Below are 15188 nucleotides of genomic sequence, written 5' to 3' on the forward strand. Positions count from 1 at the left end.
AAATATCTACATTTTTTTAAAGATCTAAAATTATCCAAAAAATGTTTCGTACTGAAGTGTTAAATCTTATTTTTGCCGTAAATACACATTATGATAAATACTGAGACATTGCAAGATCTTAGAGAGCGCCTGGTTGCGTTAAGGAGGTATCTTTGACATTGATGCCAAACAAATAGAGATCGCCAATCAGGAAGAGAAAACCTACGCACCCGATTTTTGGGATAATGCCCAAACTGCAGAAAAATTAATGAGAACGCTAAATGCAGAAAAAAAATGGGTTTCAGATTATGAAAAAGCCGTCGTAGCTGTCGAAGACTTAGAGGTACTTTATGAATTTTTGAAAGAAGGAGACGTCACTACCGACGAGGTTTCAGAACGTTATGAAGAGACCTTATCCCATGTCGAGAATTTAGAATTCAAAAACATGTTAAGTGATGAGGGGGATAGCATGAGTGCAGTACTACAGATCACTGCTGGTGCGGGAGGCACCGAGAGCTGTGATTGGGCAAGCATGCTTATGCGCATGTATCTTATGTGGGCAGAAAAACAAGGGTTTACAATAAAAGAACTTAACTATCAAGACGGAGATGTTGCCGGTATAAAAACGGTAACATTAGAGATTGAAGGTGAATACGCTTTTGGATGGCTTAAAGGGGAAAATGGTGTACATAGATTAGTACGCATCTCTCCCTTTGATAGTAATGCTAAACGGCATACTTCATTTGCGTCGGTATATGTTTACCCTCTTGCCGATGATAGTATTGAGATAGAAATTAATCCTTCGGATTATGAAATTATCACATCAAGATCTAGTGGTGCTGGGGGTCAAAATGTAAATAAAGTGGAAACCAAAGTACAGCTCACCCACTTTCCTACTGGTATACAAATATCGTGTTCAGATTCCAGATCGCAGCACGATAATCGAGAGAAAGCATTACAAATGTTAAAATCGCAACTTTTTGAACTGGAACTTAAAAAACAACAAGCGCAACGCGACGAAATCGAAGCTTCTAAAATGAAGATCGAATGGGGGTCTCAAATAAGAAATTACGTGATGCATCCTTATAAATTGGTGAAAGATGTTCGTACTGCCGAAGAAACAGGAAATGTAGATGCCGTTATGGACGGAAGTATAGATGTCTTCTTAAAGGCGTATTTGATGATGATGGGGCAGAAAGAGGAGTGATTAGGTGTGAGGTGTGCTATGAGGTTTGAGGTGTGAGGTAGTTATAGGAGTTTCATTTAAAAAATTTAAACCTTTGTAATTAAACTAGAAGTCCGAAACAAGAAACAAGAAACCTAAAACCTGAAACCTGAAAAACCCGAAATCTTAATTAAATATGATTACAATATATCACAATCCAAGATGTAGAAAATCAAGAGAAACTCTTCAAATACTAGAAGAATGTAATTCTAACATTACTATCGTAAAGTACTTGGAGCACCCACCAACTTATGATGAATTGAAAAAAATCATCAACATATTAGATATCTTGCCTATCGATTTAGTTCGAAAGAATGAATCGATTTGGAAAGAAAACTTCAAATCAAAGCATTTGACTAACGATCAGCTTATTGAAGTGATGGTTAATCACCCCAAACTTATAGAACGCCCTATAATAATCAACGGTACAAAAGCTATAATTGGAAGACCTCCCGAACGCGTAAAAGAGATTTTGTAGTGATCCCATTCAGATAATAAGATGCTAAACGTTCTATTATACATCTAGCTTTTAAAAGTCTGGAATGTATACGTAACACCAAATGCAGAGCTTCCGAAAAAAATGTAGATCGAAGTAAACCACCAATGGCGTAAGCGCACATAGCATTCTTGGAACACAATTTTTCAATTTCGAGACAAGCACATGGATAACATACCCTTACGGCTGCACCGATAAACCTATCACCGTTATCCAATTAAATAATTTATGAATATCCGTAATTTAACCTAAACGGTTTGCATCAAGTTGAATACTGAAACGAGTTCAGCACAGGCTCGTTTCAGCTTCTCATCTCAGTTTACTGAAAATAAACGTAATGAGATCCTGAAATGAATTCAGGATGACTTCTCAGTTAAATTTCAGGTATAATAACGGATAAAAAAATAATTTCAACGCTAACAGCAAAAAATAGATTTAACACAGCATTAACCACTTTCTTGTAAGACCTTTGATACTTTTAGCAGGAAAAAATATAACATTACATATGTTAAGGTTTTATATAGTAGCTGTACTCCTGCCTATACTTTCTATTTACGCTCAACAAACTGACAATTTTCAGAAAAATCGTATTACCGTATCGGGACTAGTACTAGATCAAGATACAAACAGTCCTCTTGAATATGCAACGGTTTCATTTTACAGTCCTGAGCAGCAAAAAATTGTTACAGGGGGAATCACAGATCAAAATGGCAGGTTCAAAATAGAAGTTCATGCTGGTATTTACGATGTGAATGTTGAGTTTATCTCATTTACAACAAAAACTTTACCCGGATTAACGTTATCTAAAGACACCAATTTGGGCACTCTAAAACTTGCTCTGGATACTGAAACACTAGACGATGTTGTGGTTATTGCCGAGAAAACTACAGTCGAAATCAAACTAGACAAGAAAATTTATAATGTTGGTAAAGATCTTACAGTAAGTGGCGGTACGGTAAGCGATGTTTTAGATAATGTACCATCGGTATCAGTAGATGTTGAAGGCAATGTGGCGCTACGCGGAAATGATAACGTCACCATACTGATCAATGGTAAACCCTCGGGACTTGTAGGCTTAAATAGTACCGAAGCTTTGCGTCAATTACCGGCAGAATCAATTGAAAAAGTTGAAGTTATCACTTCCCCATCTGCGCGATATGATGCTGAAGGTACAGCCGGTATTTTAAATATTATTTTAAGAAGAAGTAAATTACTAGGGTTAAATGGTGCCATCACATTAAATAGCGGGTATCCTACAACCGCCGGAACATCAGGTAATTTAAATTACAGAACAGGAGATTTTAACTTTTTTACTACTTCGGGTTATACCTATAGAGAAGTTCCGGGAAATTCATTTACTGAAACTAGATTTTTCAATATCGCCTCTGACGGTACAGACAACCCGGATTCTTTTCTTACCGAAAAAAGAAACTTCGACAGGGTCCAAAAAGGAATCAATGTCAACCTGGGGGTCGAATGGTATATCAATGATAGTTCGTCGTTAACCTCTTCAATTTTATATCGATCGAGAGATAATGAACGTAATACCACAAATCTAATAACAGAACCGGATAGTAATGGAAACATTTTGAGTCAGAACCTACGTTTTGATCCCGAAGTTGAAGACGATCTTACCAAACAATATGCACTCAACTATGTAAAAAATTTCAACGACAGCGGGCACACATTATCTTTTGATTTTCAAGTAGAAGAAAGCACAGAAGATGAACGTTCTAGAATCACTCAAGAAAATATCACTACTGTAGAGCTAGTGAACACTTTAGAGCTTCAAGATCGTATTCTTTTACAAGCTGATTATGTGCTCCCTATTGGAGAAAAATCTCAATTCGAATTGGGATATAGAGGAAACTTTAACGATTTAAACACTGATTTTTTAGTTCAGTTTGATACGAATGGTTCTGTAATTACTGATACGAATTTATCTAATAATTTGATTTTTAAAGAACGAATCAATGCAGCCTATACCCAATGGGGGAGCAAATTAGGAAAATTATCGTATTTACTTGGGCTTAGAATAGAAGACACCAAAATAACAATCGATCAACGAACGAGCAGTGACTTCAATAGAAAAGAGTACACCGATGTGTTCCCTACAATAAACCTTGGCTATAAATTAACAGAAAAACAAAGTCTTACATTAGGCTATAACAGAAGAATCAGGCGACCACGCTCTCGTTTTATTAATCCTTTTCCTTCACGATCAAGTGCGACAAACTTATTTCAAGGAAATGCCGACCTAGATCCTAGCTACTCTAATGTATTTGACTTGGGGTATCTAAATCGAATAGGTAAACTGACGGTTAACTCTTCTATATATTACAACAGATCTACTCAAATATTCACCTTTATTACTGAAGACACAGGAGATACTGTAATTATAGGGGCCGATGAAAATAATTCTGGCACTGAAGTACCTGTACTTCGTAGAACCCCGGTAAACCTAACGAGTTCTGATCGATTTGGTTTTGAATTTACCTTAACTTACAATCCCAATAAAAAATGGAGGCTTAATGGGAACTTCAATGCTTTTCAGAATACTATAAGAGGTGAAAATAATGGAGAATCTTTAGACAATACGAATGTGAGCTGGTTCGCAAGGTTAAATAACAAATATATATTACCCGGGAAAGTCGACTGGCAAACCAGTATTTTTTACAGGGGACCCAATGAAGACGCCCAAAATAGAAATGAAGGTATTTTCAGTATGACGCTGGCTTTGAGTAAAGACCTATTCAAAGAAAAAGCATCATTAACGTTTAATGTAAATGACGTTTTTAACTCCAGAAAACGAATAAGTACAGCAACTACTCCTACATTTATTTCAGATAGTGAATTTCAATGGAGAGAACGAAGTTTCAATATATCATTCACGTACAGATTTAATCAAAAAAAGAAAAGAAGTGGCACACAAAGAAACTATAATGGGAATGATGAGTTTGAAGGGTAACCTTCAGAAAATTATGCTTCTTCTCTTGCTTTGCGTTTAGCTTCTCTTCTCAATTTAAAATTTTCAAGATTTGCCCCTATGATCCAGTAAGGAACAACAAAAGTTAACAAGAAAATCATTAACCAAAAACCTATCGTCAAAATGGTTAAAAAAGCTAAAAATCCAAGGTACTGATCGAATTCGAACATAATACTGTTTATATTTTCAATTTCAGCAAAGATAATAAGTCTTACGTAGATGTCATAGCATAAAATACATTTATTTATACGATCAATTTACAGTCTTAAAAGCTGAGCAAAAAATAGGAGTAATATTCAAAAATAGCCCTGTAAATGCTTAAATTTGCGTTTTCAAAAAAACAAATCATCTCAGTAATGAATTATAGAATAGAGAAAGATACGATGGGTGAGGTAAAAGTACCTGCCGATAAGTTATGGGGGGCACAAACCGAACGTTCAAGAAATAATTTCAAAATAGGTGCTCCGGCCTCTATGCCACTAGAAATTGTTTATGGTTTTGCTTATCTCAAAAAGGCTGCTGCGTATACCAATTGTGAATTGGGAGCATTACCTATCGAAAAAAGAGATCTTATAGCACAAGTATGTGACGAGATTTTAGAAGGAAAACACGATGATCAATTTCCGTTAGTCATATGGCAAACTGGTTCGGGCACTCAAAGCAATATGAATGTTAATGAAGTGATCGCAAACCGGGCGCATCAATTAGCAGGTAATACGATCGGCGAAGGAGAAAAAACTTTACAACCTAATGACGATGTAAACAAATCTCAATCTTCTAATGACACCTTTCCTACTGGGATGCATATTGCAGCTTATAAGAAAATTGTAGAGGTAACTATTCCTGGTATAACTCAACTTAGAGATACGTTAAAGAAAAAGTCTGAAGAGTTCAAGAATGTTGTAAAAATCGGACGTACTCATTTTATGGATGCTACCCCGCTAACTATAGGACAAGAATTATCGGGTTATGTGTCTCAATTAGATCACGGTCTTAAAGCGCTAGAAAACACGTTACCTCATTTAACAGAACTAGCGTTAGGGGGTACTGCTGTTGGAACCGGATTAAATGCTCCAAAAGGGTATGCGAAACGAGTTTCAGAATTTATTGCCCAGTTTACTAGTTTACCCTTTATAACGGCCGAAAATAAATTTGAAGCGCTGGCAGCACACGATGCTTTTGTTGAGACTCATGGCGCACTTAAGCAGTTAGCCGTATCTCTTAATAAAATTGGAAATGATATTCGTATGCTAGCCTCGGGACCAAGAAGCGGAATAGGGGAATTAATTATTCCGGCAAACGAACCTGGTAGTTCGATCATGCCAGGAAAAGTAAACCCTACACAATGTGAAGCCTTAACTATGGTATGCGCTCAAGTGATGGGGAACGATGTGGCTATTGCTGTGGGAGGAATGCAAGGACATTTTGAATTGAATGTCTTTAAACCAGTAATGGCAGCCAATCTTTTACAAAGTGCGCAACTTATTGGTGATGCTTGCGTATCATTTGATGAACATTGTGCAACAGGTATTGAACCAAATCATAGTAGGATTACTGAATTGTTGAATAACTCATTAATGCTGGTAACAGCACTTAATACTAAAATAGGATACTACAAAGCTGCCGAAATCGCGAATACTGCTCATAAAAACGGAACTACACTTAAGCAAGAAGCCATTGCTCTAGGATATGTTAATGAAGCAGAGTTTGAAGAATGGGTAAAACCAGAGGATATGGTCGGTGCATTAAAATAATAGCAGCTGAAATCTTTACAATGAGAGAAAGGAAGATTGAACGAGTATATCAGCGTAAAAATTAGATCAATTTAGCAGTACAATAAAACGATAAAAATCCGCATTCATCTAAATGCGGATTTTTTACTTTCTCTTACTTTGATCATCTCCCCGAATTGTAAATATTTTGTCCCCCAACAAGAATATTTCAATTACTATCTATTTATTACCGAACTACTTAATTTTTGGTAGTACGCGCATAAATTCTTGCATAAATCTAAAGGTAATTCGAAAGAATTTCATCTGTTTATATTTTTTGTTTTTTTAGTTGTCAAACCTGCCTGTCTAGCAGCTGGTAGGCGGGTGGAATAGCCATTAAATCATACCAGTGGGTATCATCCTTATTTTTATGGCTTTTTCATATTATATTGTGTAAAAGTATTGTATACGATATAAATTTTATAGTTGACATTTTTCAGTACGCTCTCAAACTTCAAAATCGTGTGATAGAACGTGCTTTCTATGTATCGCTTTATCTGTGGATAGCGAAACTACTTGCTTTCGGAAGCTCTTTTACAAATTTTAAAATAAAGCTGAAGTTAATCCCTAATACATTCATGATTTTTGTGTTTAATTTAATTTCTAAATAAGTTCGTATTGATTCTGATACAAATGTAATCTGATTAGGTATATGACGCAATGGGGAAAAAGACCCTTATTTACAGGTAATCTCCCCTTCGTGGTTCAAATAGATCGTATTCAAAGCTGGAAAACACATGATTATGCTCATGATATAAAGAACAGTAGATAGAGTTGAACTCGATGTATGTATTAGAATTTCATTATGAGGTTTGAAAATGCCACAACAAAGTATTGCTTTGAGCGAGATGTAGCATTGGAAGTATTTTCTAAGTTTCAGTAGAGCAGTTTAACCTGAGTTGAAAGGCTATGATAAACTTAAAAATATAACGTAAGTTTGATTCTGAATCTGAACCATTACACCTTTGCAAGTGCTTGCTCCAGATCCCAGACCAAATCATCTGGATGCTCGACACCTATAGATAGTCGTACCAATTGATCGGTTATATTCATTTTTTTACACTGTTCGGGATCTACCCCGGCATGAGTCATACTTTTAGGGTGCTCTGCAAGGCTTTCTGTGCTCCCCAAACTTACTGCTAATTTCATTAACCTAAGATGATTTAAAAAGGTAAAAGCTTCTTTCTCGCCTCCTTCAATATCAAAAGACACCATAGCACCCGGAGCTGTACATTGTTTCTTGTAAATTGAGAAAGCTTTGCTATTTTCTTTTAGTAAACCCAGGTAATAAACGTGCTTTACCTTTGGGTGCCGATTAAGAAAATTAGCTACTATTTGCGCATTACTAGTTTGTTGATCCATTCGTACCTTTAACGTTTCGAGACTTCGAAGCATTAACCAGGCAGTATGCGGACTTACCATGTTTCCCAAAAAGGTTCGTAATGTTTTGACTCTTAACATCAATTCTGCAGCACCTAGTACTGCACCCGCAATCAAATCACTATGTCCCCCGATATATTTGGTGGCAGAATACAACACCAAATCTGCACCACATTGTAAAGGGTGTTGCCATAATGGCCCCATATACGTATTATCGACAGCGACTAGTGTTTTTTTATCTTTGGTACTAAATTGCCTGGCAATCTCGACAAACATCTGAATGTCTACAATATCATTGGTTGGATTTGCCGGAGTTTCCAAATATATCATTGCAAGCTGGTCTGCCTTACCAGAGTTCGTAATCATTCTGGTAATATCATCGATGTCTTGGTTAGGCATAATCCCCAATGTATGCACCCCAATTTTACTCAGAAAATGATGAATAAAATGATCTGTACCACCATACAAAGGATTACTGTACACTAGTAAATCCCCTGGTTTCAAAAATTCTAATAGCACAGTACTTATGGCAGACATACCACTTTCAAAAACAGCACAATCTTCAGACGTATCCCAAAGGCAAAGTCTGTTTTCTAGAATCTCTAAGTTAGGATTATTGATTCGGCTATAAATTAAACCTAGTTCTTCTTTAGGAGACTTTTCTCGTAAGCCGTATGCTAACTCAAAAAAAGCTTTTCCCTCTTCAGCAGTTTGAAATACGAAGGTTGAAGTTTGAAAAATTGGGCATTTTACTGCTCCTTCAGATAACTCAGGCTTATAACCATATGTCATCATTAAACTCTCGGGGTTAAAATCATGTTTTTCCATAGCTAAAATTACATCATATAGAATTAAAAACTAAGTATTACCATATATTTAGAATAAAATCATAAAAATTATATATTTTTAGAATATAATTCTATAGTGAATAAAAAAAATTGTAATTAGCAGAAAAATTTTATGGATTCAATTGATAAGAACATCCTTCTTTTACTACAAAAAGATGGTAAAATAACAATGAAAGAGATAGCAGAACGATTACATCTTACTACTACTCCTATTTTTGAAAGAGTTAAAAAATTAGAAAAAGACGGATATATTGATTCATATAAAGCTATTGTAAATAGAAAAAAAATAGGTTTGCAGTTGTTGGCTTTTTGCAATATCACCTTAAACTTACATCAAAAGGATTTTATTAAAAACTTTGAAAAGGATATTCACCAATTTCCTGAGGTGGTAGAATGCTATCATGTTGCGGGTATGTTCGATTATTTAGTCAAAATTTATGTAAAGGATATGCAACACTATCAAGACTTTCTTTCAAATAAATTAGCTTCTCTAGAGAATATTTCAAAGGTTCAAAGCTCTTTTGTAATGACTGAAGTTAAGGGTTTTTCTTACTTACCTATTCCATAATACAGAAAATAGTTTAACCCGCTTTATACGTTAGAATTTCGTTATGAGGGTTGAAAATGCCACGATAAAGCATTGCTTTGGGCGAGATGTAGCGTTTGGAAGTGTTTTCTAAGTTTCGGAATAGTAGTTTATCCTGAACGTAGTCGAAGGGCTACGGTGAAACTCAAAAACACAACGTAGTGCTTGGTTTTGCAGCTGATTAAAGCCGTAATACCTGCCCGCCTTTTCTAAATAAAATGGCAGGCGGGGATTTTCTAATGCATAAAGCGGGTTTAAGTTCCTCGTAGCTGCGCGTTTTTTAAATGGTTTACTTTTTAAATTGAATGAGATCATATCTGTAAACGAACTAAAATATATTTAACTGTTAATTGTAAGTAACTGTTTATGAATTTTTATCGTTTTCAGTTTGTTTTTGTGTTATCAATTATTTTTACAACCACAACCATAGCACAACAAAGAAATTATGAAAATCCATGGATCTTAGGCGTAGGTGTTAACCTTATTAACGATTCTGCACAAAGCGTTGGTGATTTATTTGATTTTAAATCAAACTATCACTTTCAAACACCAATTTCGCTTTCTTTAGAAAAAAGGTTTAGAAATGACTTTGGACTAGAAGGTCGTTTTAATTTTAATCGTCAGTTAGAAGGAAAACAGGTCAATAGCACGACTTTGGATCAGGATGTATCTGTAATCGCTTTGGATGGTCATCTTAAGTATTACATAAGTAATCTTTGGCTCAATCCTCGAAGAGCGATTTACGAAGGGTATCTAGCCGCTGGCCCCGGAATGACATTTTTTGATTCTGAAGACGTGATTTCATTTAATTTGGGGGCAGGAATCAATTGGTTCTTATCCGAACAAACACGTTTCAACATGCAGGCGGTGTTTAAAAAAGGAATATCAGGAAATCCAGTAAATAGTTATATTCAATTCAATTTTGGATTTATATTTCGACTCAGTTCATCCAGATTGTGTTCGTGTATCTAAATGCACTACACCCTCTTCATTATTCCTACCACGCATAGGAATGCCATTTTGAACAACTACAAATACCCAAGTTTCTACTTGATATTTTTATTCTATTTTTGAACGCTATTCGGTCTAATGGTAAACCAAAGAACTAAAACGAGTATACATAAAAAAATGACTGCTCCAATTTTAAAAACCAGGACTCCGATACTTTCAAACAAAATACCACCTAGTACAAGTCCGAATATACTGGCAAAACTCCCCATACTATTGCCATATCCTTGTATAGTTCCCTGCAGCTGATGTGTACCTGTTTTTGATAGTAGCGATAAAAAACTTGGCCACATTAAACCATTTCCTAAGGATAGCAATGTAATGGCAATATACATAACCATAATATTAGGTATCGACAACAAATAAAAGCTAAGCGACAATAAAAGTGTACCAACAGTAATAAATGTCATACTAGGTATCGATCCTGAGAGCTTGGATAGTAATGGTCCCTGAACTAAAATCATGATTAAACTCGAATATGCTAAAAAAACACCTAGTTCTACAGAAGACCATTGCAATAGTGTTGATGCATAAATTGGTAATCCTGCGTAAAACAGACTAAATCCTAAAAATGTAAGAAAATATATAGTATACAACAGAGGTATATGATCAAGTCGAAGTATATCCAAAAATGTCTTCGAATTGGAATCCTCTGGGTCTTCACCCGTATAGCATTCTTTATGCTCTACTTGAAAAAACCTTCTAAATGATCTTAGACCTAATTTTCCGGTATCGACGACACAAGGATTACTTTCTGGTAATTTTGTCAAAATAACTACAATAGCAATAAGTGATATGATTGCAGCCAGAATAATTGGTAGCATTTCACCTAAAAAAGTCGATGCCAATAAACCTGCAACTGCGGGACCCAATACAAACCCCAGACTAGTAGAAGCACCCATCATTCCGAAATTCTTATCACGATCATCATCAGTAGAGACATCAGACAAATACGCATTAGCTACCGAAATGTTTCCGCCAGTAAAACCATCAAAAATTCGAGCAACAAAAATCAATAGTAAAGGTAAGGTCATAATATAAGTCCCGGTAAATTGAGAACTGGAAGACCATACCACTAGTTCGGGTAACATAAAAGCCAATAAAAATAAAGACCAAGCAATAAAAGTTCCTACTTGGCTTACTATCAAGACTTTTTTGCGCCCTACTCGATCAGATAATTTTCCTAAAATTGGTGCTCCAATAAGTTGAAAAAAAGGATACATTGCTCCCAAAATACCATACACAAATCCATTCCCTCCTAAATCTGTAACTATAAATATCAAGATCGGGATAACGATACTGTATCCCAAAATACCTATAAAATTTACTAGTAAAATAGGAAATATCGTCTTGTTTAAAAATTGCATCCTCTAAAATAGAATTGTTCGACTGGAAATAATGTTAAACTATTGCTAATAAAACATGAAGTTATGCCATAATTTGAACGAGTAGTTCTTTAAGAATATCTCCCTGAGAAAGATTAGATGCCCCTACCCCTTTTCCCTTTAAGTCAGCATCCCGTAATAACGAAATAATACCACTCACTTTTTTCATAGGAAAATTACGCGCAGCTTCTGTATAATCTTTAACAAAATAAGGATTTACTTTCAAAACACTGGCTACATTGCGCTGTGACTTATCTGACAAACCATGATACTGTAGTACTTGCGAAAAGAAACTATACAATAAAGATATAGTGACTACCAACGGATTATCTTTCGGATTTTGCATAAAATAGTTAATGATTCTATGCGCTTTAAGAATATTTCGCTCTCCAATAGCTTTGCGCAACTCAAAATTATTAAACTCTTTACTTATTCCTATATTTTTTTCTATATGATCTGCAGTTATAGTAGATCCTTGGGGAATAATGACTTTTAGTTTTTGTAATTCATTATCAATTTTACTTAAATCTGTACCTAAAAATTCGACCAACATTTGTGTAGCTTTAGGGTCTATGTTGTATTTTGCACCTGCCAAAACCCGTCTAATCCAATCGGCTACCTGATTTTCATATAATTTCTTACCTTCAAAAATTACTCCGTTTTGAGAGACCAGTTTAAACAGTTTTTTTCGTTTATCTATTTTTTTGTATTTGTAGCACACAACCAGAATGGTAGTGGGCTGAGGATTTTCGGCATATTCAGCTAATTTCTCGATGGTACGAGACAATTCCTGCGCTTCTTTTACAATAACAACTTGCCGCTCTGCCATCATAGGAAATCGCTTTGCATTGCTCACAATTTCATCGATGGTTACGTCACGACCGTATAAAACCATTTGATTAAAGCCTTTTTCTTCTTCGGTAAGTATATTTTGATCAATAAATTCTGAAATTTTATCAATATAATAAGGTTCCTCACCCATCAAGAAGTAAATAGGTTTACTATTTCCACTTTTTATATCGGTTACAATTTGTTTTACTTCGTCCATTCAGAAAAAATCATCAAATTTGTGCCATGCAAATGCAGCAATTGAACTTTCCGGCATATCAATTCAGATTCAAAAGTAGCGAAAATAATATTGCTATTTTTGATCGAATTCGCAAAAAATTTGTTAGTCTTACTCCCGAAGAATGGGTGCGTCAACATACCGTTAATTATCTTATTGAACATAAAAAATATGCAGAAAGTCTAATAAATGTAGAAAAGTCTTTAAAAATCAATTCTATTTATAAACGATATGACATAGTGATATTTAAACCAGATGGCACTATTCATTGTATTGTAGAATGCAAATCCTATAAAGTTAAAATTACACAAGAAGTATTTGATCAAATTGCTCGTTACAACCTGGTATTAAATGCCGATTACCTAATGATTACAAATGGATTGAACCATTATTTTTGTCAACTAGATTATCACAATCAGCAATATACATTTTTAAAAGACTTCCCAAATTATAGCAAATAAATCCCATGACACTACACTCATGAATATCGCCGTAGTCATATTAAATTGGAATGGAAGGCTACTGCTAGAACAGTTTCTACCTTCTGTTATAACTCACTCCAAAGAGGCCGTCATATATGTAGCAGATAATGCCTCTACAGATACTTCTGTAACCTATATAAAAGATAAATTTCCTGAAGTTCGTATCATTATTAATACAAGCAACGGTGGGTATGCTAAGGGATATAATGACGCTCTTTCCCAAATTGAGGCCGATATTTTTTGTTTATTGAATAGTGATGTAGAGGTAAGTAAAGACTGGCTTATTCCTATAATCAAAACTTTTAAAAGCGATAGTGCTGTAGCTGCGGTGCAACCAAAAATTTTGGATTACAAAAACAAAGGGTATTTTGAATATGCGGGAGCTGCAGGTGGGTTTATTGATAAAATGGGATATCCCTATTGTCGCGGTAGAATTTTTGACACATTAGAAGAAGATAAAGGTCAGTACAATGATTGCATCGAAATATTTTGGGCAAGCGGTGCTTGTTTATTCATTAAAAAACAGGTTTTTGAAGAAGTAGGACGACTTGATGAAGATTTTTTTGCTCACCAAGAAGAAATTGATCTTTGCTGGCGAATACATCACCTTGGCTATAAAGTCATGTATTGTGGCCTATCAAAAGTATATCATTTAGGAGGGGCTACATTAGATACCATGAATCCAAGAAAAACGTTTCTAAACTTTAGAAATAACTTGTTTATGCTCCTTAAAAATGTTCCAGGTCCTAAGGTGTGGTGGGTGTTATTTAATCGAATGCTATTGGATGGATTAGCAGGTATAAAATTTTTAATTTCGGGGAAATTTTCGCATTTTGCAGCGATACTTAGGGCGCATTTTGGCTTCTACCTTAATTTTAACCGTTTCGTTAAAAAAAGAAAAAAACTTTCTCAACGGGGGAAATATTATTCAATTTTTTCCGTTGTATGGCAGTATTTTATTTTAAAACGTAAACATTTTAATCAATTATAAGGTTATTTAATAAATTATTGTTAACGGCCTATTATTACGCCACATTTTTAATAATTTTGAGTTCTATAACCAGAACAAGACTTAAAACAATTTTCTAATGAAAAAAGTAATGATTATTGGTGCCTCTATGGCCATTTTATTATCTTCATGTGTTTCACAGAAGAAATTCTCTGAACTAGAAGCCAAACAAAAAGAAACTGAAGACTTATTAAATTCTGCAACGGTTAAACTAAACAGCTGTTTAGAAGAAAAAGCAAGTTCTTCATCACGATTAAAAGTACTTCAAGATCAAGTATCCAATCTAAAAAATCAAAATTCGGCATTATTGAATAATGTAGGAAATCTTGCAACGCTATCTACAAAAGAAGCAGAAAATTTGGAGAAATCTTTAGAAAGTATCAAAGAAAAGGATTTACAAATCAAAACCATGCAAGATGCGATTACCAAAAAAGATTCTGTAACCCTTGCTTTGGTTACAAGTCTTAAAGGTGCTCTAGGTAATCTTGCCGATGAGGATATTGAAATTAATGTAGAAAAGGGCGTAGTATACGTTTCTATTTCTGACAAATTACTTTTCAAAAGTGGAAGTTATAATGTTTCTGCAAGAGCTCGTGAAGTATTAGGAAAAGTAGCAAAAGTTGTAAACGATAAGCCTGATATCGAATTTTTAGTAGAAGGTCATACCGATAATGTACCTATTAAAAATAAAGTGCTTTTAGACAACTGGGATCTTAGTGTGAAACGTGCTACTTCCGTTGTAAGAGTACTACAAAACGACTTTAAAGTTGACCCAAAACGTATGACTGCGGCTGGTAGAAGTTATTATGTTCCTGTAGCAAGCAACGATTCTGCAGCTAATAAAGCTAAAAATAGACGAACACGAATTGTGGTTTTACCTAAACTTGATCAATTTTATAATATGATTGAGGACGGAATGAAAAAAGCTTCTCAAGGAGGTAATTAGACAACCGTTTATATAAAAAA

At 34.9% G+C, this 15188-nt stretch carries 12 protein-coding genes; 9 read left to right on the top strand and 3 right to left on the bottom strand.

Annotation, left to right across the window (positions count from 1 at the left end):
• The first annotated feature begins 90 nt into the window (after nucleotides 1–90).
• The 4 genes from prfB (at nucleotide 91) to fumC (ending at nucleotide 6440) form a co-directional block, all read left to right on the top strand.
• Nucleotides 91–1186, top strand: a protein-coding gene (gene prfB / locus J8281_RS11190; protein WP_210197709.1) for a peptide chain release factor 2 whose coding sequence is annotated in 2 segments (ribosomal slippage) — nucleotides 91–153 and nucleotides 155–1186 — 1095 coding nt in all. Because the reading frame shifts where the segments join, the coding sequence is not laid out codon by codon here.
• A 154-nt stretch (nucleotides 1187–1340) separates the two neighbouring features.
• On the top strand, nucleotides 1341–1682 hold the full coding sequence (arsC, locus tag J8281_RS11195) for an arsenate reductase (glutaredoxin) (protein ID WP_210197710.1): 342 nt from the start codon (nucleotides 1341–1343) through the stop codon (nucleotides 1680–1682).
• A 523-nt stretch (nucleotides 1683–2205) separates the two neighbouring features.
• Nucleotides 2206–4668 (top strand): outer membrane beta-barrel family protein, encoded by a 2463-nt coding sequence (locus J8281_RS11200; protein WP_210197711.1) that lies wholly within the window; start codon nucleotides 2206–2208, stop codon nucleotides 4666–4668.
• Nucleotides 4669–5042: 374 nt separating this feature from the next.
• Nucleotides 5043–6440 (top strand): class II fumarate hydratase, encoded by a 1398-nt coding sequence (fumC, locus tag J8281_RS11205; protein WP_210197712.1) that lies wholly within the window; start codon nucleotides 5043–5045, stop codon nucleotides 6438–6440.
• Nucleotides 6441–7415: 975 nt separating this feature from the next.
• On the opposite strand, the gene J8281_RS11210 is transcribed toward fumC, so the two are convergent.
• The gene (locus J8281_RS11210; protein WP_210197713.1) at nucleotides 7416–8666 is read right to left on the bottom strand and encodes a cystathionine gamma-synthase family protein; all 1251 of its coding nucleotides are present in this window, start codon (nucleotides 8664–8666) and stop codon (nucleotides 7416–7418) included.
• Nucleotides 8667–8798: 132 nt separating this feature from the next.
• Between J8281_RS11210 and J8281_RS11215 the strand changes: the two genes are divergently transcribed.
• On the top strand, nucleotides 8799–9254 hold the full coding sequence (locus J8281_RS11215) for an Lrp/AsnC family transcriptional regulator (RefSeq protein WP_210197714.1): 456 nt from the start codon (nucleotides 8799–8801) through the stop codon (nucleotides 9252–9254).
• A gap of 384 nt (nucleotides 9255–9638) precedes the next feature.
• On the top strand, nucleotides 9639–10244 hold the full coding sequence (locus J8281_RS11220) for a hypothetical protein (protein WP_210197715.1): 606 nt from the start codon (nucleotides 9639–9641) through the stop codon (nucleotides 10242–10244).
• Between the two features lie 92 nt (nucleotides 10245–10336).
• On the opposite strand, the gene J8281_RS11225 is transcribed toward J8281_RS11220, so the two are convergent.
• Both J8281_RS11225 and holA read right to left on the bottom strand, forming a co-directional pair.
• Nucleotides 10337–11647 (bottom strand): MFS transporter, encoded by a 1311-nt coding sequence (locus J8281_RS11225; RefSeq protein ID WP_210197716.1) that lies wholly within the window; start codon nucleotides 11645–11647, stop codon nucleotides 10337–10339.
• A 61-nt stretch (nucleotides 11648–11708) separates the two neighbouring features.
• Entirely contained in the window at nucleotides 11709–12713 is a 1005-nt protein-coding gene (gene holA / locus J8281_RS11230) for a DNA polymerase III subunit delta (RefSeq protein ID WP_210197717.1), read from the bottom strand.
• Nucleotides 12714–12745: 32 nt separating this feature from the next.
• Here holA and J8281_RS11235 point away from each other — a divergent pair, with 32 nt between their 5' ends.
• The 3 genes from J8281_RS11235 to J8281_RS11245 all read left to right on the top strand — a co-directional run bounded on the left by J8281_RS11235 (nucleotide 12746) and on the right by J8281_RS11245 (nucleotide 15168).
• Nucleotides 12746–13192, top strand: coding sequence for a type I restriction enzyme HsdR N-terminal domain-containing protein (locus J8281_RS11235; protein ID WP_210197718.1), 447 nt, complete (start codon nucleotides 12746–12748; stop codon nucleotides 13190–13192).
• A 19-nt stretch (nucleotides 13193–13211) separates the two neighbouring features.
• The gene (locus J8281_RS11240) at nucleotides 13212–14204 is read left to right on the top strand and encodes a glycosyltransferase family 2 protein (protein WP_210197719.1); all 993 of its coding nucleotides are present in this window, start codon (nucleotides 13212–13214) and stop codon (nucleotides 14202–14204) included.
• A 97-nt stretch (nucleotides 14205–14301) separates the two neighbouring features.
• Entirely contained in the window at nucleotides 14302–15168 is an 867-nt protein-coding gene (locus J8281_RS11245; RefSeq protein ID WP_210197720.1) for a flagellar motor protein MotB, read from the top strand.
• The last annotated feature ends 20 nt before the right edge of the window (nucleotides 15169–15188 follow it).

The organism is Aquimarina sp. U1-2 (genome assembly GCF_017897595.1).
In the GTDB taxonomy this organism is placed as follows: Bacteria; Bacteroidota; Bacteroidia; order Flavobacteriales; family Flavobacteriaceae; genus Aquimarina.

Coding starts and splice junctions, on each gene's coding strand:
- arsC (WP_210197710.1), top strand. CDS start 1,341: ATGATTACAATATATCACAATCCAAGATGTAGAAAATCAAGAGAAACT.
- J8281_RS11200 (WP_210197711.1), top strand. CDS start 2,206: ATGTTAAGGTTTTATATAGTAGCTGTACTCCTGCCTATACTTTCTATT.
- fumC (WP_210197712.1), top strand. CDS start 5,043: ATGAATTATAGAATAGAGAAAGATACGATGGGTGAGGTAAAAGTACCT.
- J8281_RS11210 (WP_210197713.1), bottom strand. CDS start 8,666: ATGGAAAAACATGATTTTAACCCCGAGAGTTTAATGATGACATATGGT.
- J8281_RS11215 (WP_210197714.1), top strand. CDS start 8,799: ATGGATTCAATTGATAAGAACATCCTTCTTTTACTACAAAAAGATGGT.
- J8281_RS11220 (WP_210197715.1), top strand. CDS start 9,639: ATGAATTTTTATCGTTTTCAGTTTGTTTTTGTGTTATCAATTATTTTT.
- J8281_RS11225 (WP_210197716.1), bottom strand. CDS start 11,647: ATGCAATTTTTAAACAAGACGATATTTCCTATTTTACTAGTAAATTTT.
- holA (WP_210197717.1), bottom strand. CDS start 12,713: ATGGACGAAGTAAAACAAATTGTAACCGATATAAAAAGTGGAAATAGT.
- J8281_RS11235 (WP_210197718.1), top strand. CDS start 12,746: ATGCAGCAATTGAACTTTCCGGCATATCAATTCAGATTCAAAAGTAGC.
- J8281_RS11240 (WP_210197719.1), top strand. CDS start 13,212: ATGAATATCGCCGTAGTCATATTAAATTGGAATGGAAGGCTACTGCTA.
- J8281_RS11245 (WP_210197720.1), top strand. CDS start 14,302: ATGAAAAAAGTAATGATTATTGGTGCCTCTATGGCCATTTTATTATCT.